The sequence below is a fragment of the Bittarella sp. HCP28S3_D9 genome (assembly GCF_052065655.1).
GTDB lineage: Bacteria > Bacillota > Clostridia > Oscillospirales > Ruminococcaceae > Bittarella > Bittarella massiliensis.
On sequence record NZ_JBQHTP010000003.1, the window covers coordinates 56,412 to 79,280 of the forward strand.

18 protein-coding genes, 1 tRNA gene and 1 pseudogene are annotated in these 22,869 nt (G+C 62.1%); 7 read left to right on the plus strand and 13 right to left on the minus strand.

Annotation, left to right across the window (positions count from 1 at the left end; translation table 11 throughout):
* Positions 1–25: 25 nt before the first annotated feature.
* The 7 genes and pseudogenes from carB to pyrB all read right to left on the minus strand — a co-directional run.
* The gene (gene carB / locus ACTNAU_RS03055) at positions 26–3,217 is read right to left on the minus strand and encodes a carbamoyl-phosphate synthase large subunit (RefSeq protein WP_441097513.1); all 3,192 of its coding nucleotides are present in this window, start codon (positions 3,215–3,217) and stop codon (positions 26–28) included.
* Positions 3,218–3,220: 3 nt separating this feature from the next.
* Positions 3,221–4,339 (minus strand): carbamoyl phosphate synthase small subunit, encoded by a 1,119-nt coding sequence (locus ACTNAU_RS03060; protein WP_256135357.1) that lies wholly within the window; start codon positions 4,337–4,339, stop codon positions 3,221–3,223.
* A 46-nt stretch (positions 4,340–4,385) separates the two neighbouring features.
* Positions 4,386–5,291 carry a dihydroorotate dehydrogenase gene (locus ACTNAU_RS03065; protein ID WP_216400902.1) on the minus strand — a complete coding sequence of 302 codons (906 nt, stop codon included), beginning with the start codon at positions 5,289–5,291 and terminating at the stop codon, positions 4,386–4,388.
* A 5-nt stretch (positions 5,292–5,296) separates the two neighbouring features.
* Positions 5,297–6,040, minus strand: a complete 744-nt coding sequence (locus ACTNAU_RS03070; protein ID WP_441097514.1) for a dihydroorotate dehydrogenase electron transfer subunit — start codon at positions 6,038–6,040, stop codon at positions 5,297–5,299.
* A complete protein-coding gene (gene pyrF / locus ACTNAU_RS03075; protein WP_438820885.1) occupies positions 6,015–6,893 on the minus strand; it encodes an orotidine-5'-phosphate decarboxylase in 879 nt (292 codons plus the stop codon). The genes ACTNAU_RS03070 and pyrF overlap by 26 nt, the downstream gene beginning before the upstream one ends.
* 56 nt (positions 6,894–6,949) lie before the next feature.
* Positions 6,950–8,140, minus strand: coding sequence for a dihydroorotase (locus tag ACTNAU_RS03080; protein WP_441097580.1), 1,191 nt, complete (start codon positions 8,138–8,140; stop codon positions 6,950–6,952).
* 209 nt (positions 8,141–8,349) lie between these two features.
* Positions 8,350–9,264: pseudogene (gene pyrB / locus ACTNAU_RS03085) on the minus strand (aspartate carbamoyltransferase); the annotation flags it as partial.
* 501 nt (positions 9,265–9,765) lie between these two features.
* On the opposite strand from pyrB, the gene ACTNAU_RS03090 reads away from it, so the two are divergent.
* The 5 genes from ACTNAU_RS03090 (at position 9,766) to ACTNAU_RS03110 (ending at position 13,643) form a co-directional block, all read left to right on the plus strand.
* Complete coding sequence (locus ACTNAU_RS03090) at positions 9,766–10,536, plus strand: TatD family hydrolase (RefSeq protein ID WP_441097516.1); 771 nt, start codon at positions 9,766–9,768, stop codon at positions 10,534–10,536.
* Positions 10,537–10,623: 87 nt separating this feature from the next.
* On the plus strand, positions 10,624–10,923 hold the full coding sequence (locus ACTNAU_RS03095) for a hypothetical protein (RefSeq protein ID WP_185915417.1): 300 nt from the start codon (positions 10,624–10,626) through the stop codon (positions 10,921–10,923).
* 89 nt (positions 10,924–11,012) lie between these two features.
* Positions 11,013–11,089 (plus strand) — tRNA-Met (locus ACTNAU_RS03100).
* A 407-nt stretch (positions 11,090–11,496) separates the two neighbouring features.
* Positions 11,497–12,171, plus strand: a complete 675-nt coding sequence (locus ACTNAU_RS03105; RefSeq protein ID WP_441097517.1) for a hypothetical protein — start codon at positions 11,497–11,499, stop codon at positions 12,169–12,171.
* 194 nt (positions 12,172–12,365) lie between these two features.
* Entirely contained in the window at positions 12,366–13,643 is a 1,278-nt protein-coding gene (locus ACTNAU_RS03110) for an HD-GYP domain-containing protein (RefSeq protein ID WP_441097518.1), read from the plus strand.
* A gap of 66 nt (positions 13,644–13,709) precedes the next feature.
* On the opposite strand, the gene ACTNAU_RS03115 is transcribed toward ACTNAU_RS03110, so the two are convergent.
* Entirely contained in the window at positions 13,710–14,657 is a 948-nt protein-coding gene (locus ACTNAU_RS03115) for a 2-hydroxyacid dehydrogenase (RefSeq protein ID WP_441097519.1), read from the minus strand.
* Positions 14,658–14,965: 308 nt separating this feature from the next.
* Here ACTNAU_RS03115 and ACTNAU_RS03120 point away from each other — a divergent pair, with 308 nt between their 5' ends.
* On the plus strand, positions 14,966–16,567 hold the full coding sequence (locus ACTNAU_RS03120; protein WP_441097581.1) for a 6-pyruvoyl-tetrahydropterin synthase-related protein: 1,602 nt from the start codon (positions 14,966–14,968) through the stop codon (positions 16,565–16,567).
* A gap of 35 nt (positions 16,568–16,602) precedes the next feature.
* Here the strand turns inward: ACTNAU_RS03120 and glpK are convergent, their stop codons facing one another.
* A complete protein-coding gene (glpK, locus tag ACTNAU_RS03125; RefSeq protein ID WP_441097520.1) occupies positions 16,603–18,099 on the minus strand; it encodes a glycerol kinase GlpK in 1,497 nt (498 codons plus the stop codon).
* 261 nt (positions 18,100–18,360) lie between these two features.
* Between glpK and ACTNAU_RS03130 the strand changes: the two genes are divergently transcribed.
* Positions 18,361–19,632: an FAD-dependent oxidoreductase gene (locus ACTNAU_RS03130; RefSeq protein WP_441097521.1), complete on the plus strand. Its 1,272-nt coding sequence runs from the start codon at positions 18,361–18,363 to the stop codon at positions 19,630–19,632.
* A gap of 199 nt (positions 19,633–19,831) precedes the next feature.
* On the opposite strand, the gene ACTNAU_RS03135 is transcribed toward ACTNAU_RS03130, so the two are convergent.
* The 4 genes from ACTNAU_RS03135 to ACTNAU_RS03150 all read right to left on the minus strand — a co-directional run bounded on the left by ACTNAU_RS03135 (position 19,832) and on the right by ACTNAU_RS03150 (position 22,501).
* Entirely contained in the window at positions 19,832–21,109 is a 1,278-nt protein-coding gene (locus ACTNAU_RS03135) for a site-specific integrase (RefSeq protein WP_009324594.1), read from the minus strand.
* A 79-nt stretch (positions 21,110–21,188) separates the two neighbouring features.
* A complete protein-coding gene (locus tag ACTNAU_RS03140; protein WP_002566648.1) occupies positions 21,189–21,392 on the minus strand; it encodes an excisionase in 204 nt (67 codons plus the stop codon).
* A 429-nt stretch (positions 21,393–21,821) separates the two neighbouring features.
* Positions 21,822–22,061: a helix-turn-helix domain-containing protein gene (locus ACTNAU_RS03145; protein WP_002566649.1), complete on the minus strand. Its 240-nt coding sequence runs from the start codon at positions 22,059–22,061 to the stop codon at positions 21,822–21,824.
* On the minus strand, positions 22,058–22,501 hold the full coding sequence (locus tag ACTNAU_RS03150) for an RNA polymerase sigma factor (protein ID WP_002566650.1): 444 nt from the start codon (positions 22,499–22,501) through the stop codon (positions 22,058–22,060). The genes ACTNAU_RS03145 and ACTNAU_RS03150 overlap by 4 nt, the downstream gene beginning before the upstream one ends.
* Positions 22,502–22,869 lie beyond the last annotated feature (368 nt).

The window sequence follows — 22,869 nt, forward strand, 5'->3', positions numbered from 1 at the left end:
GTTTTTGATTTCTGCGGGAAACCCGCTAGATCTTGGTGATGTCCACCACCTCGATGCCCTCGACGGTGCGGCCGCTGGCCAGCATCTTGGAGAGGACCTCGGCGGTGTCGATGGCGGTGAGACAGGGGATCTGCCGCTCCACCGCCTTGCGGCGGATGCGCACCCCGTCGCGCTCGGGGGTACGGCCCTTGGCCGAGGTGGAGATGACGTAGTCGATCTTGCCGCTCTCCAGCAGGTCCAGCACGTCGGGCGAGCCCTCGCCGATCTTCTTCACGGCGGTGGTGGGGACCATGTTCTTGTTCAGCCGCAGGGCGGTGCCGCCGGTGGCGTAGAGGTCAAAGCCCATCTGGCTGAAGCGGTCGGCGATGGGCACCACCTCGTGCTTGTCCTGGTCGCGCACGGTGATGAGCACCCCGCCGTGGTGCTTGAACTGGTAACCGGCGGCGCAGAGCCCCTTGAAGAGGGCCTCCTCGTAGGTCTTTGCCACCCCCAGCACCTCGCCGGTGGACTTCATCTCGGGGCCGAGCTGGGTGTCCACGTCATGCAGCTTTTCAAAGCTGAAGACCGGCACCTTGACGGCCACAAAGTCCTTTTCGGGGAAGAGGCCGGTGCCGTACCCCATCTCCGCCAGGGACTCGCCCAGCATGCAGCGGGTGGCCAGGTCGACCATGGGGACCCCGGTGACCTTGCTGATGTAGGGGACGGTGCGGGAGGAGCGGGGGTTTACCTCGATGACATAGACCTGTCCCTCGTGCACCACGTACTGGATGTTCATCAGCCCCACCACCCCGAGCTCCCGCGCCAGGCGGCCGGTGTAGTCGACGATGGTCTCCTTGATGGAGGGGGAGAGGGTCTGGCTGGGGTAGACCGAGATGGAGTCGCCCGAGTGGACGCCCGCCCGCTCCACGTGCTGCATGATGCCGGGGATCAGGTAGTCCCTGCCGTCGCAGATGGCGTCCACCTCGGTCTCGGTCCCCATGAGATACTTGTCGATGAGGACCGGGTTCTCCAGCTCGTGGGCGGTGATGATGCGCATGTACTCCACCACGTCGGCCTCGGAGTGGGCGATGATCATGTTCTGCCCGCCCAGCACGTAGGAGGGGCGCAGCAGCACCGGGTAGCCCAGCTCCCCGGCGGCAGCCACCGCCTCTTCGGTGGTGAAGACGGTGTGCCCCTGGGGCCGGGGGATGCCGCAGCGCTCCAACAGGGCGTCAAAGCGCTCTCTGTCCTCGGCCTCGTCGATGGCGTCGGGAGAGGTGCCGAGGATGGGGACCCCCATCTCCTTGAGGGATTTGGTCAGCTTGATGGCGGTCTGCCCGCCGAACTGCACCACCACCCCGTCGGGCTTCTCGGTCTGCAGCAGGGCCTTCACGTACTCGGGGTTGAGGGGGTCGAAGTAGAGCCGGTCGCCGGTGTCGAAGTCGGTGGAGACCGTCTCGGGGTTGTTGTTGGCAATGATGGCCTCGTACCCCTTCTCCTTCAGGGCCCAGGCGCAGTGGACGCAGCAGTAGTCAAACTCGATCCCCTGGCCGATGCGGATGGGCCCCGAGCCGAAGACCACCACCTTCTTCTTGCCGCTCTGCTCCCGGGCAATGTGCTCGGCGGCCTCGTTCTCGTCGCCGTAGGAGGAGTAGAAATAGGGGGTCTCGGCGGTGAACTCGGCGGCGCAGGTGTCCACCATCTGGTAGCCGGGGAGCCACTGCTCCGGCAGCTCTTTGCCGGAGAGGCGGGCGATGGTCGCGTCCAAAAAGCCCAGCTTCTTGGCGCGGCGGTAGCTCTCGGCGTCCAGCTGGCCGGCCTTCAGGGCCAGCTCCATCCGGGCCAGGTTTGCAAACTTGGCCAAAAACCACTTGTCGATCTTGGTGATCTCAAAAATCTGGTCGAAGGAGACCCCCCGCTTGATGGCCTCGTAGACCACGAAGAGGCGCTCGTCGTCGGTGACCGAGAGGAGGCGGACGATCTCCTCGTCGCTTTGCTCCTCCAGCTGGGGGAGGGTGAGGGTCTCCATCCCCAACTCGATGGAGACCACCGCCTTCATCATGGCCTGCTCAAAGCTGCGGGCGATGGCCATCACCTCGCCGGTGGCCTTCATCTGGGTGCCCAGGGTCTTTTCGGCGTAGACGAACTTGTCAAAGGGCCAGCGGGGGAACTTGACCACGCAGTAGTCCAGGGTGGGCTCAAAGCAGGCGCAGGTCTTGCCGGTGACGGCGTTGGGGATCTCGTCCAGGCTGTAGCCGATGGCGATCTTGGCCGCCACCTTGGCGATGGGGTAGCCGGTGGCCTTGGAGGCCAGGGCGGAGGAGCGGGAGACCCGGGGGTTGACCTCGATGACCGCGTACTCAAAGCTGTTGGGGTAGAGGGCGTACTGGACGTTGCAGCCCCCCTCGATACCCAGGGTGGAGATGATGTTGATGGCCGAGGAGCGCAGCATCTGGTACTCTTTGTCGGTCAGGGTCTGGGAGGGGGCGACCACCACGCTGTCGCCGGTGTGGACCCCCACCGGGTCGATGTTCTCCATGTTGCAGACGGTGATGACGTTGCCCTTGCCGTCGCGCACCACCTCGTACTCGATCTCCTTCCAGCCGGAGATGCACTTCTCGATGAGCACCTGGGTGATGGGGGAGAGGCGCAGGCCGTTCCCGGCGATCTCCCGCAGCTCCTCCTCGTTCTGGGCAATGCCGCCGCCCGAGCCGCCCAGGGTGTAGGCGGGGCGGACGATGACCGGGTAGCCGATCTCGGCGGCAAAGGCCAGGGACCCCTCGACGGTGGTCTCCACCTGGGAGGGGATGCAGGGCTCGCCGATAGAGAGCATGGTGTCCTTAAAGGCCTGCCGGTCCTCGGCCTTTTTGATGGTCTCGGGGTTGGCGCCCAGCAGCTTGACGCCCTCCTCCTCCAAAAAGCCCTCTTCGGCCAGCTCCATGGCCAGGTTGAGCCCGGTCTGCCCCCCCAGGGTGGGGAGGATGGAGTCGGGCCGCTCCTTGCGGATGATCTTCTTGATGATCTCGGGGCGCAGGGGCTCGATGTAGATCTTGTCGGCCATGGCCTTGTCGGTCATGATGGTGGCCGGGTTGGAGTTGACCAAGATCACCTCCAGCCCCTCCTCCTTGAGGGCCCGGCAGGCCTGGGTGCCGGCGTAGTCGAACTCGGCCGCCTGGCCGATGACGATGGGGCCGGAGCCGATGACTAAAACCCGCTTGATGTCGCTTCTCTTTGGCATGGCTTATCTGTCCCCTTTCGCGTCTTTGATGCGGTCGATGAATTCGTCGAAGAGATAGGCGGTGTCCTTGGGCCCGGCGCTGGCCTCGGGGTGAAACTGCACGGTGAAGCAGTTGTAGCGCTCGTAGCGAATGCCCTCCACCGTGCCGTCGTTGGCGTTGACGTGGCTGATGCGCCCCAGGTTGGTGTCAAAGCTGTCCCCCTCCACGGCGTAGCCGTGGTTTTGGGAGGTGATGAAGGTGCGGTCCAGATCCCGGTCCTTGACCGGCTGGTTGGAGCCGCGGTGGCCGTATTTCAGCTTGCAGGTGGCGGCGCCGGTGGCCAGGGCGGTGAGCTGGTGGCCAAGGCAGATGCCGAAGATGGGCACCCCAGAGGGCAGAAGCTTGGCGATCTCGGCGATGATGGCGGTGTTTTCCGCCGGGTCGCCGGGGCCGTTGGAGAGCATGATGCCGTCGGGCCGCAGGGCCAAGATCTCCTCGGCCGAGGTGTGGCCGGGCACCACGGTCACGCGGCAGCCCCGGTTTTGCAGGGAGCGGACGATGTTGCGCTTGTAGCCGTAATCGCAGAGGACCACGTGGTAGTCCCCCTCGGTCCCCTCGGCCTTGGGGAAGGAGGCGGGCGCGGTGCAGGAGACGGCAGCCACCGCGTCGGCGATGGTGTAGGCGCGGATCTGCTCGAGGAGGGCGTCCTTCTTCGACTCGTCGTATTCGGTGGTGATGGCCCCGTTCATCACCCCGGACTCCCGCAGTTTCTTGGTGAGGGCCCGGGTGTCGATGCCGGCGATGGCGATGACGTTTTGCGATTTGAGAAAGGCGTCCAGGTCCATGGCCACCCGGAAGTTAGAGGGGGTCTCGCACCACTCGCTGACAATGTAGCCCTTGACCCAGCTGCGGCCCGACTCCATGTCGTCGTTGTTGATGCCGTAGTTGCCGATGAGGGGGTAGGTCTGGGTGACGATCTGCCCGTAGTAGGAGGGGTCGGTGAGCACCTCCTGATAGCCGGTCATGCCGGTGTTGAAGACCGTCTCGCCCACCGTGGTCCCCTCGGCCCCAAAGGAGACGCCGGGGTAGACCGAGCCGTCCTGCAGGACCAGCCAGGCTCTCTTGGTTTCATTCTGTTGCATGTGATGCCTCCCTGTATAAAGCGATGTTTGTATTCTTATTTGTATATTACCGGTCGGTGCGGGCCAGGCCGCGGATCTCGCTCACCGCGGCAAATCCGTGGCGCTCCAGATACCGGTCGATGCCGTCGATGATGTCCAGGCAGATGTCGGGTTTGACGAAGTTGGCGGTCCCCACCTGCACGGCGGTGGCCCCGGCCAGCAGAAATTCCAGGGCGTCGCTGGCGGAGGCGATCCCCCCCAGGCCCACCACCGGGATTTTGACCGCCCCGCAGACCTGATATACCATCCGCAGAGCAATGGGGCGGATGGCCGGACCGGAGAGGCCGGCAAAGAGGTTGGCAAAGACCGGCTGCCGCCGCTCCACGTCGATGGCCATGGCCTGGAAGGTATTGACCAGGCTCAGGGCGTCGGCCCCGGCGTCCTCGCAGGCCCGGGCCATCTCGACGATGTTCTCGGCGTTGGGGGAGAGCTTGACCATCAGCGGCTTTTTGCAGACCTTGCGCACCGCCGACACCACCTGGTGGGCCGACTGGCACTGGATGCCGAAGGCCATCCCCCCCGCCTTGACGTTGGGGCAGGAGATGTTGAGCTCGAGGATGTCGATGTCCGCCTCGCTCAAGAGGGCGGCCCCGTCCAGATAGCTTGGCAGGTCGCTGCCGCCCAGGTTGGCGATGACCGCGGCCCCGCAGCGGCGCATGAAGGGGAGGTCGTCCCGGAGAAAGGCCTCGACCCCGGGGTTTTGCAGGCCGATGGAGTTGATGACCCCGCTGGGGGTCTCGCAGATGCGCTGCCCCTCGTTGCCGTACTTGCCCCCCATGGTGAGCCCCTTGGAGGAGATGCCCCCCAGCCGGCCCACGTCGAAGAAGGGGGCGAACTCCTGCCCAAAGCCAAAGGTCCCCGAGGCGGCGATGACCGGGTTTTTCAGCTCCACCCCGCAGAGGTCGGTTCGCAGATCGCTCACAGGATCACCTCCTCGGCCCGAAAGACCGGGCCCTCTTTGCAGACGCACTTCGCCCCGTGGGCGGTCTTGCAGGTGCAGCCCAGGCAGGCGCCCACCCCGCAGGCCATGTGCCGCTCCAGGGAGAGCAGGCAGCGGACCCCGGCGTCCAGGCAGGCCCGGCCCAATTTTTCCATCATCACCTGGGGGCCGCAGGTCAGCACCCAGTCGTAGTCGGCCACCGAGAAGAGGTCGGTGACAAACCCCTTCTGCCCCTCGCGGCCGCTGTCGGTGGCCACCGCCACCCGCTGCACCGCGCCCTGCAGGCTCTCCAGCTCATAGCTCTGGTCGCGAAAGCCGCAGAAGAAGTCCACCTGGCAGTTTTGCAGGGATTTGGCGGTGTAGACCATGGGCGCCAGGCCGATGCCGCCGGTGACCACTGCCACCCGGCCGCTGACCTCGCCCACCGGGAAGCCGGTGCCGGCGGGGCCCAGCAGGGAGACCTGTCCCCCCGCCGGCAGCTGGGAGAGGAGGTGGGTGCCCCGCCCCCGCACCTCGTAGAGGAAGGTGACCGTCCCCTCGCCGGCGTCGTTCACGCTGATGGGGCGGGAGAGGAGGGGGTCGTTCCCCTCCCAGCCGCGGACCATGTAGAACTGGCCGGGGGCCGGTTGGGGGCCGCCCCCCAGATCGACCTTCATCTTGTAGATGGTCTCGGTCACCCGGTCGTTTTGCAGGATCTTATTTACCGTATACGCTGCAGGCACTGGCGATCTCCTCTCTGGCGCGGAGGACCTCTTTGCGGGAGGCCTCGGCGAACTGTCTCTCATCCCCGTCCTTCTTGTAGGCCAGCAGCACCCCGCGGGAGGAGTTGACCACCCCGCCGTTGCCCCGGCAGAGATAGCGGGCGATGTCCTCGGCCTTGCCGCCCTGTGCGCCGTAGCCGGGGATCAGGAAGAAGGTGGAGTCCAGGGCGGCGCGGATGGTCTCCGCCTCCAGGGAGGAGGTGCCGCCGATGACCGCCCCCACCGGGGAGTAGCCGTAGGTGCCGATGTAGGGCTTGCCCAGCTCCTGCACCTTTCTGCCGACGATGTCGTAGAGGGGCTCCCCCTCGCTCTGCAGGTACTGAAAGTCCTCCCGCCCGGGGTTGGAGGTGCGCACCAGGATGAAGAGGCCCTTGCCGCTTTTCTCCACGTAGGGGAGGTAGGGGGTAACGCTGTCGAGCCCCATGTAGGGGCTGAGGGTGACGAAGTCGGCCTCGAAGTCGCCGGTGAAGTGGGCCTTGGCGTACATCTCGGCGGTCTTGGCGATGTCGCCCCGCTTGACGTCGGCAATGGCGACCAGCTCCCGCTCCCGCAGGTAGGCCAGGGTGTCCTTGTAGGCGCGCAGCCCGTCAAGCCCCAGGGACTCGTAGTAGGCGATCTGCACCTTGAAGCAGCCCGCCACATCGGCGGTGGCGTCGATGATCTGCCGGTTGAAGGCAAAGACCGCCTCCCCCGGGGTCTGGTACTGTGCGGCCAGCCACTGGGGCACGTAGGAGATATCGGTGTCCAGCCCGACACAGATGGGGCCGCGGGCCGCCACCGATTCGTACAGTTTGTCGGCAATACAGATGTTCACAGCAGGTTCCTCCTTGTTTTACAATCCGTTGTATTTTATCTGTTTATTTCAATTTGTTATTCCTCGTCCCGGGTGTAGGTGACCCTTCCCGCCTTGACGGTGCACTCCACCCGGCCGGTGAAGGTCTTGCCGTCAAAGGGGGTGTTTTTGGATTTGCTGTGCAGCTTGGCCGCCTCGACCCGGTGGGGGGCCGCCTCATCCACCAGGGCCAGGTCCCCGTCAAAGCCGGGGCGCAGCAGGCCCTTGTTCATCCCCAACAGTCGGGCGGGGGCTTGGCTCATCATCCGGGAGAGCGCCTCCAGCGGCAGCCCGTTTTCCCGGCAGAGAACGGTGTGGCAGACCGAAAAGGCAGTCTCCAGCCCCACCATCCCCGGCGACCCGGCGGCCTTGTCCGCCTCGGTGTGGGGGGCGTGGTCGGTGGCGATGGCGTCCACCTCCCCCTTCAGGCAGGCCTGGATGAGGGCCTCCACATCGGCCCCCTGGCGGATGGGGGGATTGACCCGGTAGCCGCTGTCTTTGAAATAGAGGTGGTGGGGGGCCACCTCGCAGGTCACCCAGACCCCGGCGCCCTTGGCGGCGGCGATGGCGGCCATGGCCTCCCGGGTGCTGACGTGGCACAGGTGCAGGTGGGCGCCGGTGTGGGCGGCGAGGGCGATGTCCCGCACGGTGGCCAGGTTCTCCGCCAGCCGGTAGTCGTAGGGGGAGATCTCCATCTCCTCGGCGTGGGAGAGGACGGCCATCCCCTTTTCCCGGGCAATGCGCATGGCCCGCTCCATCACCGCGGCGCGGGCGACCCCCCGGCCGTCCTCGCTGATGCAGCGCACCTCGTCGGTGAGGGCCTTCAGGTGCTCGGTGGTCTCGCCGTCAAAGTGCTCGGTGACGCTGACGCACTGGTGCAGGTCCACCAGTCCCATGGCCCGGGCCCGCTCCACCGCGTAGCGGACCCCCTCCATGGAGGAGCAGACCGGGTCGGTGTTGGCCATGCAGTTGACGGCGGTGTATCCCCCGGCGGCGGCGGCCCGGCTGCCGGTGGCGATGTCCTCCTTCTGGGTGTAGCCCGGGTCGCGGAAGTGGCAGTGCAGGTCCACAAAGGCGGGCAGCACCGTCTTCCCCCCCGCGTCCAGCACCGGGCAGCCGGCGGGGACGGCCAGCTCCCGGCCGACGGCCTCGATCAGGCCGCCGCGGATGTAGAGGTCGGCGCGCAGCCGCCCGTTCGCGTCGCAGAGGACGCCGTTTTTCACCAGCAGGTCCATCGGTCTCTCCTCTCTCAATCGGCCAGTTGGTCGCAGTACCAGCAGCGCAGCCGGCCGCCCTCCTCCACAAAGCGGGGGGGCTGGGTGGGCTCGGCACAGGCCACGCACTTGGGGTTTTGACAGCGGTGGCCGGGGTGGTCCCCCGCCGGGGTGCGGGTGGGCTCCAGGTGGTTTTTGGCCCCGGTGACCGGGTGGCCGTCGGTGACCCCCAGCACCTTGCAGAGAAGGGCCATCCGGGCGAACATCCCGTACTGGGCCTGCTTGAAGTACCAGGCGCGGGGGTCGGCGTCCACCTCGGTGGCGATCTCGCTTACCCGCGGCAGGGGGTGCAGGACGATGGTGTCGGCCCCCGCCCCGGCCATCTTGGCCGCGTCGAGGATGTAGCAGTCGCGCAGCCGCTCGTACTCGGCCCGGTCGGCAAAGCGCTCCCCCTGCACCCGGGTCATGTAGAGGACGTCCAGCCGGCCGATGCACTCCTCGATGGTGCGCACCTGGTGGAAAGCCGCCCCCGCCGCCTCCATTTGGGCAATAATATAGTTTGGCAAAGACAGTTCTTCAGGCGAGATGCAGTAGAAGGTGACGCCTTCGTACCGGCACATGGCCTCGATGAGGGAGTGAACTGTTCTGCCAAACTTCAAATCGCCGCAGAGGCCGATGGTCAGGTGATCCAGTCGGCCTTTTGCGGTGCGGATGGTGTAGAGGTCGGTGAGGGTCTGGGTGGGATGCTGGTGCCCGCCGTCCCCGGCGTTGATGACGGGAATGCCGGCGTAAAGGGTGGCCGCCCGGGGCGCCCCCTCTAAAAAGTGCCGCATGGCGATCGCGTCGGCATAGGAGCTGACCATGCGGGCGGTGTCGGCCACCGTCTCCCCCTTGGAGGTGGAGGAGGCCGCCGCGCTCTGCACCCCAAAGACACGGCCGCCCAGGCGGAGCATGGCCGCCTCAAAGCTGAGGCGGGTGCGGGTGCTGGGCTCAAAAAAGAGGGTGGCCAGCAGCTTGCCGTCACAGGCGTGGGCGTAGGCTGCCGGGTCTTTGACGATGTCGTCGGCCAGGGCAAAGAGCTCGTCCAACTCCCGGGGGGAGAAGTCGGACGGGGAGATGAGGTTTCTTCCTGCAAGCATGGGCATTTCCTTTCTGCGCAGCGGCAGGGCCGGAGGTCTTTTGCAAACAAAACCGGCCCTGTCTCAACAAAGGCGGCCGTCACCAGCCGCTCGCGTTCCTGTCGGGCGCCCTTTATAAAGGAAAGGCGGCGGACAAAAGAAAAGGAAGAACAAAACCCGGTTTTGTTTTTCCCTCCTGTCCGGCGCAGAGCGCCACATATTAAGTTGTATTTTAGCAAGTCGTGCCCGATTTTGCAACGGTGTGGAAACCTTTTTCCCGGGGAAAATGCGGTAAGGACAACCGCTTTTTTTGTGAAAAGTTCCAGAGTGTTTGCAAATTGCCTGGTTTGGGTTGCGCCTTTCCCCTTTTTCCGATATAGTGTAGACAGCTATTTCCCTTTTTCAGAGAGGGGCATTTTGGCAAGTCAGCGGCTGGCGCGGCTGTTCCCCCAGGGGGACGGGCCGCCCGGCCGCTTTTGGGTGGACCGGGGATCCCGGCTGCCCGGGAGAGGAGATTTTCCTGTGAAACTGCAACACCTGTTTGACTCGCACGCCCACTACGAGGACGCCCTGTTCGGCGAGGACCGGCACCGCATCCTCGCCGGCCTGCCCGACCAGGGGGTCGAGTGGGTGCTCAACTGCTGTTCCGACCTGGGGGTGGCCCCGCTGGTGGTGGCGCTGACCGAGCAGTACGACTTTGTCTACGGCTCGGTGGGGGTGCATCCCCACTGGGTGCTGGAGACGCCGGAGGACTACCTGGACCAGCTGGAGCGGCTGGCCCGCTCGCCCAAGGTGGTAGCCCTGGGGGAGATGGGGTTTGACTACTTCTTCGACGAGCCCCGGGACCTGCAGGAGCGCATCTTCCGCGGGCAGATGGATCTGGCGCAGCAGCTGAAGCTGCCGGTCATCATCCACGACAGGGAGGCCCACGAGGACACCTACCGGGTGTTGGAGGAGTACAGGCTGCCGGGGATCGTCCACCGCTTTTCCGGCAATGTGGAGGGGCTGCGCCAGGTGCTAGACTGGGGGATGTACGTGAGCTTCAACGGCGACATCACCTGGCCGGAGTACAACGAGACCGCCCTCAAGGTGTTGGCCGCCACCCCCATGGAGCGGCTGCTCATTGAGACCGACGCCCCCTACATGCCCCCCAAAGTGCTGGAAGGGCAGCTCTGCGACTCGGCCATGCTGCCCCACATCGTCGAGGTGATCGCCCAGGTCAAGGGGCTCGACCCGCAGGAGGTCTGTGACATCTCCGCCAAAAATGCGCGCGAAATTTATGGTATAAATTAACAAACTGTACACAGGCGGGTATTGTTTTTTTGGGCTGCACATACTATAATGAGTTTAACCTACTGAAGGTGAAAGGGAGGAACGACTATGAAATTCAGCAAGCTGCTCTCGACCTTGGCGGTGCTGGCTTCTGCCGCGGGGGTCATTTACCTGGCATACAAGTTCTTCAAAAAACACTGTGTCTGCTGCTGCGACGACGACGGCTGCGAATACCTGGACGCCTACACCGACGAGTTCGGCGAGGATGACGAGTATGCCGACGAGTGCGGCTGCTGCTGTGGCGAAGAGGACGAGGACTGCTGCTGCGACGAATGCGCCGCCGAAGAGACCCCGGCCGAGGAGAGCGACGCCCCCACAGAGGAAGAGGACGAAGAAGAGAAATATTAGTCGAAATGTTTTTGGTCAACACCCGCATTTGGGTGTTGACTTTTTTTTGTCCTGTGGTATAATGAATCTTGCACTTAAGAAATAGATATCGCGGAGTGGAGCAGTCTGGTAGCTCGTCGGGCTCATAACCCGAAGGTCGTAGGTTCAAATCCTGCCTCCGCAACCATGTATTTACACCATCAGCACAGCGCTGGTGGTGTAATTTTTTTGTCCGCGAAAACCGCTGGCCCTGTCAGTGGAAGTGCCCTGAAAAAATCTTCGCTACAGGCACCGGGCGAAGCGAGCCGCCAACGGCAGAAGAGCAGTCGGATATAAATTCTATAAAAGGGACTTTCCCCATTCAAGTGCCGTAGGGCAGATGGCGCAGGTGAAACGAAATCTCGCTGTATTTTCTCAAACGCCGCCGGTGCCAGGCCCTGATGGGACTGAACCACGCCCCCGACCTTGCCGGCGGTTATATCTGCCACCCGGCAAAACTGCTCTGTAAAATCACCGTCCCATGCGAGAGAACCATCCCGTTCTTCCTTTTTCGACAAATTTCTGCTACACTGTCATAAAAGGGAGGTCTATGCGATGAAAAAACTGCTGTGTGGAGCCATTGCCTTGTGTTTGGTCTGTGCCGCCCTCGTGGGGTGCGGCAAAAATGGGGAGACCGCCGCCTCGGTCATTGCGGATTTAAAGGAAAAGGGCGTTCCCATCTCCTATTCCATCGTCTATGACGACGCGACCGACCCCAACGGCGAGGGGCCGCACGATTACAAGGAGAAGGGCAACTTTGCCGACAGCCGCCTGGAGACGGCATACGACGAAAGCGAGCCCGAGAGCGGCTCTGTGGAGATCTACAAGAGTGAGGCCGCGGCAAAGGCCCGCGCCGACAAGCTCAACTCCTTCAACGCCCTGGACCTGCTGCAGTACCAAATCGTCAAGGGCAATGTGCTCATCCGCCTGAACAGCGCCTTTACGGAGGAGCAGGTGGCCGACTACACCGCTGCCATCGGCGGCACCCTGTACCACTCCCCCTCCGCCTCGGTGCACCAAAACCAATACGCCTACGGCAAATTCTTTATAGAGCACGCAAAACAGCTCAAAGAGGGGATGACGCTGGCGGAGGCCACCGCCATCATGGGCTTTGCGCCGCACACCTCCGCCAACACCTCCGTCTGGTTTGACGAGGGCAGCAACAGCACCGTGATGGTCATTGTCGACAACGGAGCGGTCAAGACCGTCAATGCCATTTTAGACGAATAAAAGTCGAAGAGAGCGCACCCAGGTGCGCTCTCTTCAGCAGGCGCAGGAACTCCATTCCCCCTGCTGTATAGCGGTCCCCTGCAAAAACTCTGCCGCCTCTTCCCGCATCCCCTTTTTAATTTGGGGGGAAAGCTGTATACTAACTAAAGTATAGATTTAGAACACCTCGCCTGGCGGGGGAAGGGCGGCGACAGATGGAGATTATCAGCAGCAAACACGTGGTGGATATCGTCTGCCGGACCCTCGGGCGGGTCGACCGGCGGCTCACCGGCCACGGGGAACGGGTCGCCAGCTTGGCTTTACAGCTCCTCCTCACCCAAAAGGGAGGGACGCTCTCCCGCCAGGAGATGGACTTGGTGCTGGCGGCCCTCTTTCACGACGTGGGGGCCTACAAGACCGACGAGATCGACGGCCTCCTCTCCTTTGAGCGGGAGGGCGGCTGGAACCACGCCGTCTACGGGTACCTCTTCCTCAAAAATTTCTCGCCCCTGGGGGCGGTGGCCGACGCCGTCCTCTACCACCACTGCCCCTACCGGGAGCTGCGCCAGATCGACACCCCCCACCAGATGGGCGCCGCCCTCATCTGCCTGTGCGACCGGGTGGACGTGCTGGTGCAGGCGGGGCGAAAAGCGGAGATCCCCGCCCTGTTGGCGCGGGAGCGGGGCGATCTCTTTGACCCGCTGCTGGTGGACCTCTTTTTGCGCGCCGACGGCGAGCGGCAGCTTTTGGACCAGGGGGAGGGCGCCCTCTGCGCCCCCCTCTGGGTGGCTGCCTCCCGCCTCTCCTTTGACGAGGGGGAGAAGCGCTCCTTTTTGCAGATGCTCGCCTACTCCATCGATTTTCGCAGCGAGTACACGGTGCTGCACACCATCACCACCGTCAGCATCAGCCTCGCCATCGCCCGGCTGCTGGGGTTGGACGAGGACGCCCAGCAGCGCATCTACTACGGCGCCCTTCTCCACGACCTGGGCAAGGTGTCCACCCCCCTCTCCATTCTGGAAAAACCGGGGCGGCTCACCGAGGAGGAGATGGCCGTCATGCAAACACACGCGTCGGTCACCGGCGAGATCCTGGGTGGGTTTGTCCGCGACGACATCTACCGCATCGCCGTGCGCCACCACGAAAAGCTGGACGGTTCCGGCTACCCGCTGGGGCTGCGGGGGGAGGAGTTGAGCCTGCCCGAACGGGTGGTGGCGGTGGCGGACATCGTCAGCGCCCTGGCGCGCAAGCGCAGCTACAAGGAGGCCTTTGACCGGGAGCGGGTGCTGGCCATTCTGGGGCAGATGCAGGCGGACGGGGCCATCTGCCCACGGGTGACCGCCCTCGTCTGCAGCCACTACGACCAGCTCATGGAGAGCGCCCGCGTCGGCAGCGCCCCTGTGCTGGCCCTCTACCGGGGGGTGCTGGGGGAGTACCGCGCCCTCTCCACCGAAATTTGGGCAGCGGGCCGGACAGGGCCCGACCTGACTTGAAAGCGCTCCCTTCGCCCCCACCGCGCAAAAAAGCGCCGCCCCAGACGGGACGGCGCTTTTTTGCCGCTATAAAATGGTGTTGACCTGCTCTCCGGCCAGCCATTTCTCGATGTTTTCAAAGACGATCTTGCACCGGGCCTCCATCGACTCGCGGGAGGCAAAGGCCACGTGGGGGGTGACCAGGATGTTTTTGCAGTGCAGCAGGGGGTGGTCGGTGGGCAGGGGGGGCTCCACCTCAAAGACGTCGATCCCCGCGCCGGCGATGGCGCCGCTGTCGAGGGCTTCCGCCAGGGCCTGCGAATCCACCACCGGGCCGCGGGCGGCGTTGAGGAGAAGGGCGCTGGACTTCATCAGCCCCAGTTTCTGGGCGTCGATCAGGCCGCGGGAGGAGTCGTTGAGGGGGCAGTGCAGGGAGACGATGTCCGACTCCCGCAGGAGGGTCTCAAGGGAGACGTACTCCACGATCCCCTTGGCGTTTTCCTTGGGGCGGGGGGCGTAGGCCAGGATCTTGCAGCCGAAGGCGGCAAACAGCTGGGCGGTGCGCAGGCCGATGGCCCCCGTGCCCACAATGCCGACGGTCTTGCCGCCCAGCTCGCTGCCCACCAGGCCGTCTTTGGTGCCGCCGGTCCGGCACCGCTGGGACACCTGGGGCAGGTTGCGCAGCAGGGAGAGGGCCATGCAGACGCAGAGCTCGGCCACCGCCTGGGTGGAGTAGCCGGCGGCGTTGCTCACCGCGATCCCCTTGGCGCGGGCGGCCTCCAGATCCACGTGGTCGACGCCGGTGAAGGCCACGTCGATGAACTTCAACTTGTCGCAGGCGGCGATCACCTCGCCGGGCAGGGGCATGTTGGCCATCATGACGATGTCGGCGTCCTTGGCCCGCTGGATCATCACCGCGGGATCGGTGTCTTTGGGGTAGGCGGCAAAGGTGTGGCCCGCCTCCACCAGGGGTTTGGCGCAGGCGTTCAGGGTCTCGTCAGAGACGCCCAGGGATTCCAGCAACACGATATTCACAGGGAAAGCACTCCTTTTGCAAATAAATTTTCAACTTTTTGCTTTTATGATACCATTCCCTCCCTCCTCCCGCAAGGATGTTTTCCAGACAATTTGCCGGCTCTAAAGGGGGAGCGTTCCCCGCTCGCTCTCCCAAAATACAGTGGATTTTTGGCACCAAAACTGGTAATATAGAAATCGTGTAAAATACTGGCCTGTCAAATGGACATGCCAGCTAGGTGCATCAAAGGAGTACGAGAATGAAAAAGAACCGCCTTTTGCGAACCATCCGACCGTCCAGGTTGTTTATTTTCTTTGCTTTGGCCGCAATGATCGCCCTTTCGCTCTACCCGATTTTGCAGTCCGACCTGCTCTACTGCCACGACCAGACCTTTCACCTGACCCGCATCGAGGCCATCAAAGACGGCCTTCTCCACCACCAGTTTCCCGTCTACATCCACGAGACCACCCTGCGCGGCTACGGGTACGGGGCGGGACTCTTTTACCCCAATTTCTTTCTCTATATCCCCGCCCTATTTCGCATTCTCGGCTTTAGCGTGATGGCCTCTTACAAGCTCTTCCTCATCCTGGTCAATATCGCGACCTGTCTGTCCATCTACTTCTGCTCCAAATACATCTGCAAAAGCAGATATGCCGCTCTGGTCGCCTCTGCCTTTTACATGTTGGCACAGTACCGTCTCATCAACATCTACACCAGAGGGGCGGCCGGGGAATTTTTGGCGATGATCTTCTTCCCCATCGTCCTCTGCGGGATCATCGATCTCCTCTACTGCGGATTTCACCGCCCCTGGCTGCTGGGCTTGGGCTTTGCGGGGCTCATGCTCACCCATTCCATTTCCCTGGCGGCGATGCTGGTCATCACCTTTGTCATCCTCCTCTTCCACCTGCCGACCCTCTTTAAAAACAAGGGATACTTTCTCAAACTCGCCGTCACGGCCGTCTGCGTGCTGGCTGTCACCAGCTTTTTCTGGCTTCCCATGCTGGAGCAGTTTGCCTCTGGCAAATTTCTCGTCTCCACCACAGAAAACTACTTGAATGCCTCCGCCCTTTCCGTCACCCGCCTATTTGATTTTTACTACAAGGGGATCGGCTTTCCCCTTCTCTTCTTCCCCTTTCTGCGCCTGTTCCTGCGGCGAAAGCCCTCGAACAGCCGATCTCTCAAAATTGCGGACGGCTGTTTCATCGCGGGCATCGTCCTTCTGGGAATGAGCACCGGGCTCTTCCCCTGGGGTCGGTTGGAGGAGACCCCCTTTAGCCTTCTCCAATTCCCCTGGCGGCTGTTGGGCTTTGCCACCCTCTTCCTGTCCATCGGCTGCGGGATCGTCTGCCACCAACTGTTTCGCCGAAGAGAGCGCACCATCGCCCTGATTTTGGTTTTGACCGTCAACGCCGCGTTCTCCATCGTCACCCTCAACAGCCGGCTGGGGGACCTGGAGGTCATTCCCGGAAACTACTTCTCCTCGCCGGAGCGAACGCTGAGCATCGGCATGGGGGAATGGCTCCCAGTCGAAACAGATATAGACGCACTCAACACCCCTTACACCGTCTTTGCCTCTGGGGGGACCATCTCCCTGTCGGAAAGTCAAAAGACCGGGTGCACCCTCTCCTTCTCAAATGAAGAACAGGTCGAATCCGATTATTTTGACGTTCCTCTGCTGTACTATCTGGGGTATCGCGCTTCAATTGAAACAGAGGATGGAAAAACGCCCCTGACAGTTGAAAGATCGCCCAACAACAACCTTGTGCGCGTCCAAAACCCCCAGCATCTCGAAGGCACCATCACCGTTCGGTACGGAAAGACCACCGTGCAGGTAGTCTCCCTCATCACAAGTGGAGGCACCGCCGCAGCCCTGATTGCGTATTTCCTCTACCGCAGCCAAAAGAGGAAAAAGAGCGGTTTGCCCCAGTAAAAAAACAGCCGGAGCCCATTGGCTCCGGCTGTTTTTCACTCCTCCCCCCGAAACGCCCGCGCGGCCGCCACCGCCCGGGACCAGCCCTCCAGCCGGCGCGCCCGGCCAGCCTCGTCCATCCCGGGCTCAAAGATGCGGGCCAGCTGCCAGTTGCCGCGGATCTCCTCCTGGCTCTTCCAGTAGCCCACCGCCAGACCGGCCAGATAGGCGGCCCCCAGGGCGGTGGCCTCAATGCAGGCGGGCCGGTGGACCGGCGCACCGATGATGTCGGACTGAAACTGCATCAAAAAGTCGTTGGCGCAGGCGCCACCGTCCACCCGCAGGGCCTGTAGCTCCAGTCCGGCGTCCGCCTTCATGGCCCCCAGCACATCGGTCACCTGGTAGGCGATGGATTCCAATGTGGCGCGGATGAAGTGGTATTTGCTCGACCCCCTGGTAAGCCCGAAGACTGCGCCCCGGGCATAGGGGTCCCAGTGGGGGGCCCCCAGGCCGGTAAAGGCGGGCACCACATAGACCCCACCGGTGTCGGGCACCTTTTGGGCCATGTACTCGCTATCCCCGGCCGACTCCACCAACTTCATCTCGTCGCGCAGCCACTGGACCGCCGCACCCCCCACAAAGATCGAGCCCTCCAGGGCGTAGGTCACCCGGTCGCCCAGCCCCCAGGCGATGGTGGTGATCAGCCCTTGGCTGGAGGAGACCGGCTTCTCTCCGGTGCAGAGGAGGAGGAAGCAGCCGGTGCCGTAGGTGTTTTTGGCCTCGCCCGCCGCAAAGCAGGTCTGCCCGAACAGGGCCGCCTGCTGGTCCCCCGCCGCCCCGGCGATGGGGATCTCCCCGCCGAAGATGGAGGGGTCGGTGAACCCGAACACCCCGCTGGAGGGGCAGACCCGGGGCAGCATGGAGCGGGGGATCTGCAACTTCTCCAAAATCTCGTCGTCCCAGTCCAGGGTGTGGATATTAAAGAGCATGGTGCGGGAGGCGTTGGAGAGATCGGTCAGGTGGCAGCGCCCCTTGGTCAGGTTGTAGATCAGCCAGCTGTCCACCGTGCCAAAGGCCAGCTGGCCGGCGTCCGCCTTCTGCCGCGCCCCCGGCACCGTGTCGAGGATCCAGCGCACCTTGGTGGCGGAGAAGTAGGCGTCGATGGGCAGCCCGGTCTTGGCGCGAAACCACCCCTCCAACCCCTGGGCCTTCAACTCGTCGCAGAAGGGGGCGGTGCGGCGGCACTGCCAGACAATGGCGTTGTAGACCGGTTCGCCGGTCCGCCGGTCCCAGACCACCGTGGTCTCCCGCTGGTTGGTGATGCCGATGGCGGCCACGTCCCGGTGGGTGGCGCCGATTTTGTACATGGCCTCCTGCGCCACCCCGATCTGGGTGGACCAGATCTCCATGGCGTCGTGCTCGACCCAGCCCGCCCGGGGAAAGTGCTGGGTGTACTCCTTCTGCGCCAGGGAGACCATCTTCCCCTCGCGGTCAAACAAAATGCAGCGGGAACTGGTGGTCCCCTGGTCCAGCGCCATGATGTAACGGCTCATTGCCGCCTCTCCCCTTCCTCTGGCCCGGCCCCCTCAGGCGGGGGGCCGGACCAGGGCGGCCCTCCCCGCGCCGGACGCGGGGAAAAGCCGCCGTTTTTTCAAGTATAGCGGCCCCTCTGCGGGGGTGTCAACGGCGGCGCGGCAGTTTTGGCACAAGGCACAAATCCCCCACAGACAAACCGGGCAAATCGGCCACCGCCCCTTCGGCAAATTGCGCGGGGGCGCCGGCGCATACTGGTGGGGAATGGGAGGTGCCTGCAAATGGAAAAGACAGTTGTGATTGTCGGGGGCGGTTGGGGCGGCTGCGCCGCGGCCTGCAGCGCCCGCCGGGCCGGGGCGCGGGCGGTGCTGTTGGAGCGCACCGACATGCTGCTGGGGACCGGGCTGGTGGGGGGGATCATGCAGAACAACGGCCGCCTCGCCGCAGCGCTGGAGATGGAGGCTCTGGGGGCGGGGGAGCTCTTCGCCCTCACCGACCGCTGCGCCCGGCACCAAAACGTCTCCTTCCCCGGCCACGCCCACGCCACCCTCTACGACGTGGGGCTGGTTCCGGGAGAGGTGCTCCGGCACCTGCGATCCCTGGGGGTGGAGGTGGTCTTTCAGGCCCGGGTGAGTGGGGTCGAGCGGGAGGGGGACTGCCTGCAGGCGGTGCTCTGCAGCGACGGCCGCCGCTTTCCCGCCGACGCCTTTGTCGACGCCACCGGCACCGCCGGGCCGATGGCCAACTGCCAGCGCTACGGAAACGGCTGCGCCATGTGCGTTCTGCGCTGCCCCAGCTTCGGGGGGCGGGTCAGCCTCACCGGCCTCTGCGGGGTGGCCGAATGGGTGGGGGAGAAGGCGGGCGGCGGGCCCGGCGCCATGAGCGGTTCCTGCAAGCTGCACAAGGGCTCCTTGAGTCGGCCGCTGCAGGAGAAGCTGGAGCGGGACGGGGTGGCGGTGATCCCCCTGCCCCCGCCGCTGCGGGAGGACCACCTCGCCCAAAAGGCCTGCCAGCAGTACGCGCAGGCCAGCTACCGCGACAACCTCGTCCTGCTGGACACCGGCCACGCCAAGTTGATGACCCCCACCTTCCCCCTGGAAAAGCTGCGGCAGGTGCCGGGGTTTGAAAACGCCCGCTACGAGGACCCCTACGCCGGGGGAAAGGGGAACTCCCTCCGCTTTTTCGCCATGGCCCCCCGGGACGACGCCCTGCGGGTGGAGGGGGTGGAGAACCTCTACTGTGCCGGCGAAAAGGCCGGTCTGTTGGTGGGGCACACCGAGGCCATCGTCACCGGCACCCTGGCGGGGCACAACGCCGCCCGCCAGTTGGCGGGCCGGCCACCGCTGGTCCTCCCCCGCGCCCTGGCGGTGGGGGAGGCGATCGCCTATGTGAGAGAGCAGATGGCCACCGGCGAGGGCCGGCGGAAAAAATACACCTTTTCCGGCTCGGTCCTCTGGGAGCGGCTGGGGCAATTGGGCCTCGGCTCGGTGGACGGCGGAGAGATCGCCGAGCGGGTCGCGCGCACCGGTTTGACCGGCGTCTTTGCGGAATAGAGTATTCCTGTTTGTATAATTACAATAATCATTTAATAGATTTCCAATTATCTCTTTAGGTTTTCTTATATGCCGGTATAGCCCGTAACTTCGGGCTTTTCCGGCACTTTTCCTATCGGAAGAACCTCACAAACGTTCTTATTACCCTTCATGTTTTCGCTCTCAAACGTAGTACAAACAGTAGTACATTCTGCGCATTCTATGCGGCTTGGGCTTCCTGGGCGCTCTCTGACGCTGGCTGCGTGTTGACGGTTGCGCTGGTCTGTGCCTGAGCTTGCAGCCGTTCCATTTCCTCCTGTGCGGAATGGAACGTGGCGTGAGCGTAATAGTTCAACGTCATAACGATATTGGCATGCCCCATGATGTACTGTAATGCCTTTGGGTTCATGCCTGCGTTTGCCATTCTGGTACAGAATGTATGCCGCATGGTGTGCGGCGTCATGACCTCCGGCAGCGGTTCCTTATGGAACTTGTTGAACTTCTTAGCAAGGCACTGAAACATGGCATCATAGTGGACAGCCACTTTCGGCAGTCCATCCCGGTTTAAGAACAGGAAGCCCTTATATCCGTCCACCACAACGCCTTTGCCATCCTTTCGCCTGTGCAGCACGCGCTGAAATGCTTTGTAGGCCGCTGCGCTCATAGGCACCTGGCGATAACCGCTGTCTGTCTTTGGCGCTTCGATGTAGTAGCCGTCCTCGGTGCTTCTCAAAAGCTGGTGGTCTACATTCACAAACCGCTTGTCAAAATTCAGGTCGGCAGGCGTCAGGCCGCAGAGTTCGGAAACGCGAAGTCCGGTTTCCAGCAGAATCAATACCTCGTCATAATACTTGGCATAAACGGGGTCACTCTGCATGAAGCCCAAAAGCTCCTTTTCCTGTGCAGGGGTAAGCGGCACCTTTGGTACGGTATCGTCGTTGATAACCTCATTGATCTGGAAGTCAAAGGGATTCTTGCGGAGGCAATCGTCCTGTACGGCCATGTGAAAAATGGCTTTCAGGGAACGCTTGCCGTTGCAGATGGTATGATAGGCCACGCCCTTTTCCTGCATACGCAAGGCCCATTCTTTGGCGTCAGACAGCTTCACGCTGTCGATGCTGACCCCTCCGATTTTATCCTCGGACAGAAGTTTCATTAACTGCTGGCGGCTCTTATGGGTTCCCCGTTTCACATTGCCCCGCTGCCGGATATACTTTTCATATAGCTGGCACACGGTCATTTTCTTACCGATGGTGTCAATCCCATCGTCAAGGTCTTTTTGTATCTGCTTGATTTTCTCACGCAGAGAAATATCCGGGCGTTTTCCGGCAGGGATTTTGTCCGTAGGGACTAACTTCCATGAGTACACAAACTTCGGTTCTCCAAAGGTATCCGTATATTTGTAGGCGTATCTTCCGTCTGTTCGCTGGCTCTCTCCAGATTTCAAAAGGCGGCCTTTGCTGTCCCGCCTTTTTTCATCTCGTTCTTTTTTTGACATTTCGTCATGCTCCTTTCCATGACGGAAAGAGCCTTGACACGCTTTAAGAGTATTATAGCATAGTCAAGGCTCTTTTTCACTAGATTGTGTCAAGAGAATCAATGATTTTTTCAAATTTTTGCCGTTTGATCTGGATGCGGTTGCCGTTCAAAATCACCCAGCCAGCGGATGGGTTTTCCTCGGCAAGCCGACGCAGTTTGTTTTCTCCAATGCGAAAATATTTCGACGCTTCCTCAATGGTAAGCGTATACTTTTCCCAAATAGGCACATCGTTATTACTCATAATATGGCCTCCTTCTGTTCAAAGCAAAGGTTCCTTGTAAATGTGGGCAAAACACGGACGGCTGGCGGCCCAGCTCCACGGGCTTTTCACCCCCGTGTGGTTCTCACACGGCCCTACCCATTGCCTGTGACGCTTTTAACGCTCGGACTGTGGCTGTAAGGGAGTATCATTGTCCTGCCTGCACGTCATCGCCCATAAGCAGCTACGCTTATTTTGCGGCTGGGTGGTTGTCGCTCCGCTGTTTTCGTAGAAACCAGCATCATGGCGCACCCGCCGTCCGGCTCGGTGTAGACAGAATGTGTCCGTATGCCCTATGACGCGCCGCCATTGTCCTGCGGGCGTATTTGTCAAGGTACATACATCAGCCACCGAGCCGGCGGAAATGCGGAAAGAGAGTAATAAGACATTTCCGTTACCGTGGCCGGGTCGTTACTTCAAGGCAACGATGATGGAATGAATGAGCTTGATTTCCAAACGGTGCTTCATATACTCGTCCACGCACACATAGGGGATGCCGTTGCTGTCATACAAGGTGCGGATGCAGAGCTTGTTTATGTAGTCCTCATAGTACCGCAGCACTTGCTCCATAGCCATTGCATCCCCAGCGTGGGCAGCTTCCATCACCGAAAGGGGAAGAAGCTCTCTGCCGTTGAATGTAGGTTCCTTCATCCGCGTTTACCTCCCTCTGGCATGAACGCCATCAATTTCATACGCAACTGTTTCAGGGTCCTTGTCCTGTGACGCTGTACGGCGCTGCGGGACATTCCCATGAGGCTGCCGATTTCTCCGTCTGCCAAATCCAGAACACAGTGCAAAATCAAAATGCTTTGTTCCTGTTCCGGCAGGCTGGCGAACGCCTCGGCTACAAGCTCGTTGTCGATCAGCAGGTCATACCCATACGACGAAAAAACGTAGCTGTCGCTGGGGTAATCATCCACGACTGAGAGCTTGTCCATTTCCTCTTGTGTCAGAGCATCCAGCGACTTTTCACGTTCGCGGCGATGCGCCATCTCCGACCAGTAGCTTTTAGCCTCATTGCGGAGTACCGCTTTGCAGAAAGCATCATAGCGGTGCCGCAGGATAAAATCATTGCGGGGGATCGTTTCCATCTTTTCACCCCCTTTCTGTGGGGGATTTCGGTGGTTTTCTCCCTTTCCGCCAAAGTTACTGTTGAAAGGCCTCCAGCTACCCGCCAAACACCACTTTTTTAAAAAAATTTTGAAAAAGTGTTTGACCGATAGAGCGGGCCGAAGGAAATAACAAAATTCGCCCGGAAGGGCATAAACCCTCCGGGCGAACAAAAAAATAGTATGATATTTTATTGCATACGCAAATTCATGGTTCCGGCCACATTTCCCACGGGCCGGGGGATGTTTTTTTTAACGGTGTTACTCCCATTTCCGTTGGTCGATATCCCGTTCTACACATGACGGCTCCCTCCTGAAACCGCCAATGGGATCAGCGTTAGGGGGAATTG

Excerpts from the sequence above, each read along its gene's own strand:
- carB (WP_441097513.1), bottom strand. The coding sequence starts at position 3,217 with ATGCCAAAGAGAAGCGACATCAAGCGGGTTTTAGTCATCGGCTCCGGC.
- ACTNAU_RS03060 (WP_256135357.1), bottom strand. The coding sequence starts at position 4,339 with ATGCAACAGAATGAAACCAAGAGAGCCTGGCTGGTCCTGCAGGACGGC.
- ACTNAU_RS03095 (WP_185915417.1), top strand. The coding sequence starts at position 10,624 with ATGAAATTCAGCAAGCTGCTCTCGACCTTGGCGGTGCTGGCTTCTGCC.
- ACTNAU_RS03105 (WP_441097517.1), top strand. The coding sequence starts at position 11,497 with ATGAAAAAACTGCTGTGTGGAGCCATTGCCTTGTGTTTGGTCTGTGCC.
- ACTNAU_RS03110 (WP_441097518.1), top strand. The coding sequence starts at position 12,366 with ATGGAGATTATCAGCAGCAAACACGTGGTGGATATCGTCTGCCGGACC.
- ACTNAU_RS03120 (WP_441097581.1), top strand. The coding sequence starts at position 14,966 with ATGATCGCCCTTTCGCTCTACCCGATTTTGCAGTCCGACCTGCTCTAC.
- glpK (WP_441097520.1), bottom strand. The coding sequence starts at position 18,099 with ATGAGCCGTTACATCATGGCGCTGGACCAGGGGACCACCAGTTCCCGC.
- ACTNAU_RS03130 (WP_441097521.1), top strand. The coding sequence starts at position 18,361 with ATGGAAAAGACAGTTGTGATTGTCGGGGGCGGTTGGGGCGGCTGCGCC.
- ACTNAU_RS03135 (WP_009324594.1), bottom strand. The coding sequence starts at position 21,109 with ATGTCAAAAAAAGAACGAGATGAAAAAAGGCGGGACAGCAAAGGCCGC.
- ACTNAU_RS03140 (WP_002566648.1), bottom strand. The coding sequence starts at position 21,392 with ATGAGTAATAACGATGTGCCTATTTGGGAAAAGTATACGCTTACCATT.
- ACTNAU_RS03145 (WP_002566649.1), bottom strand. The coding sequence starts at position 22,061 with ATGAAGGAACCTACATTCAACGGCAGAGAGCTTCTTCCCCTTTCGGTG.
- ACTNAU_RS03150 (WP_002566650.1), bottom strand. The coding sequence starts at position 22,501 with ATGGAAACGATCCCCCGCAATGATTTTATCCTGCGGCACCGCTATGAT.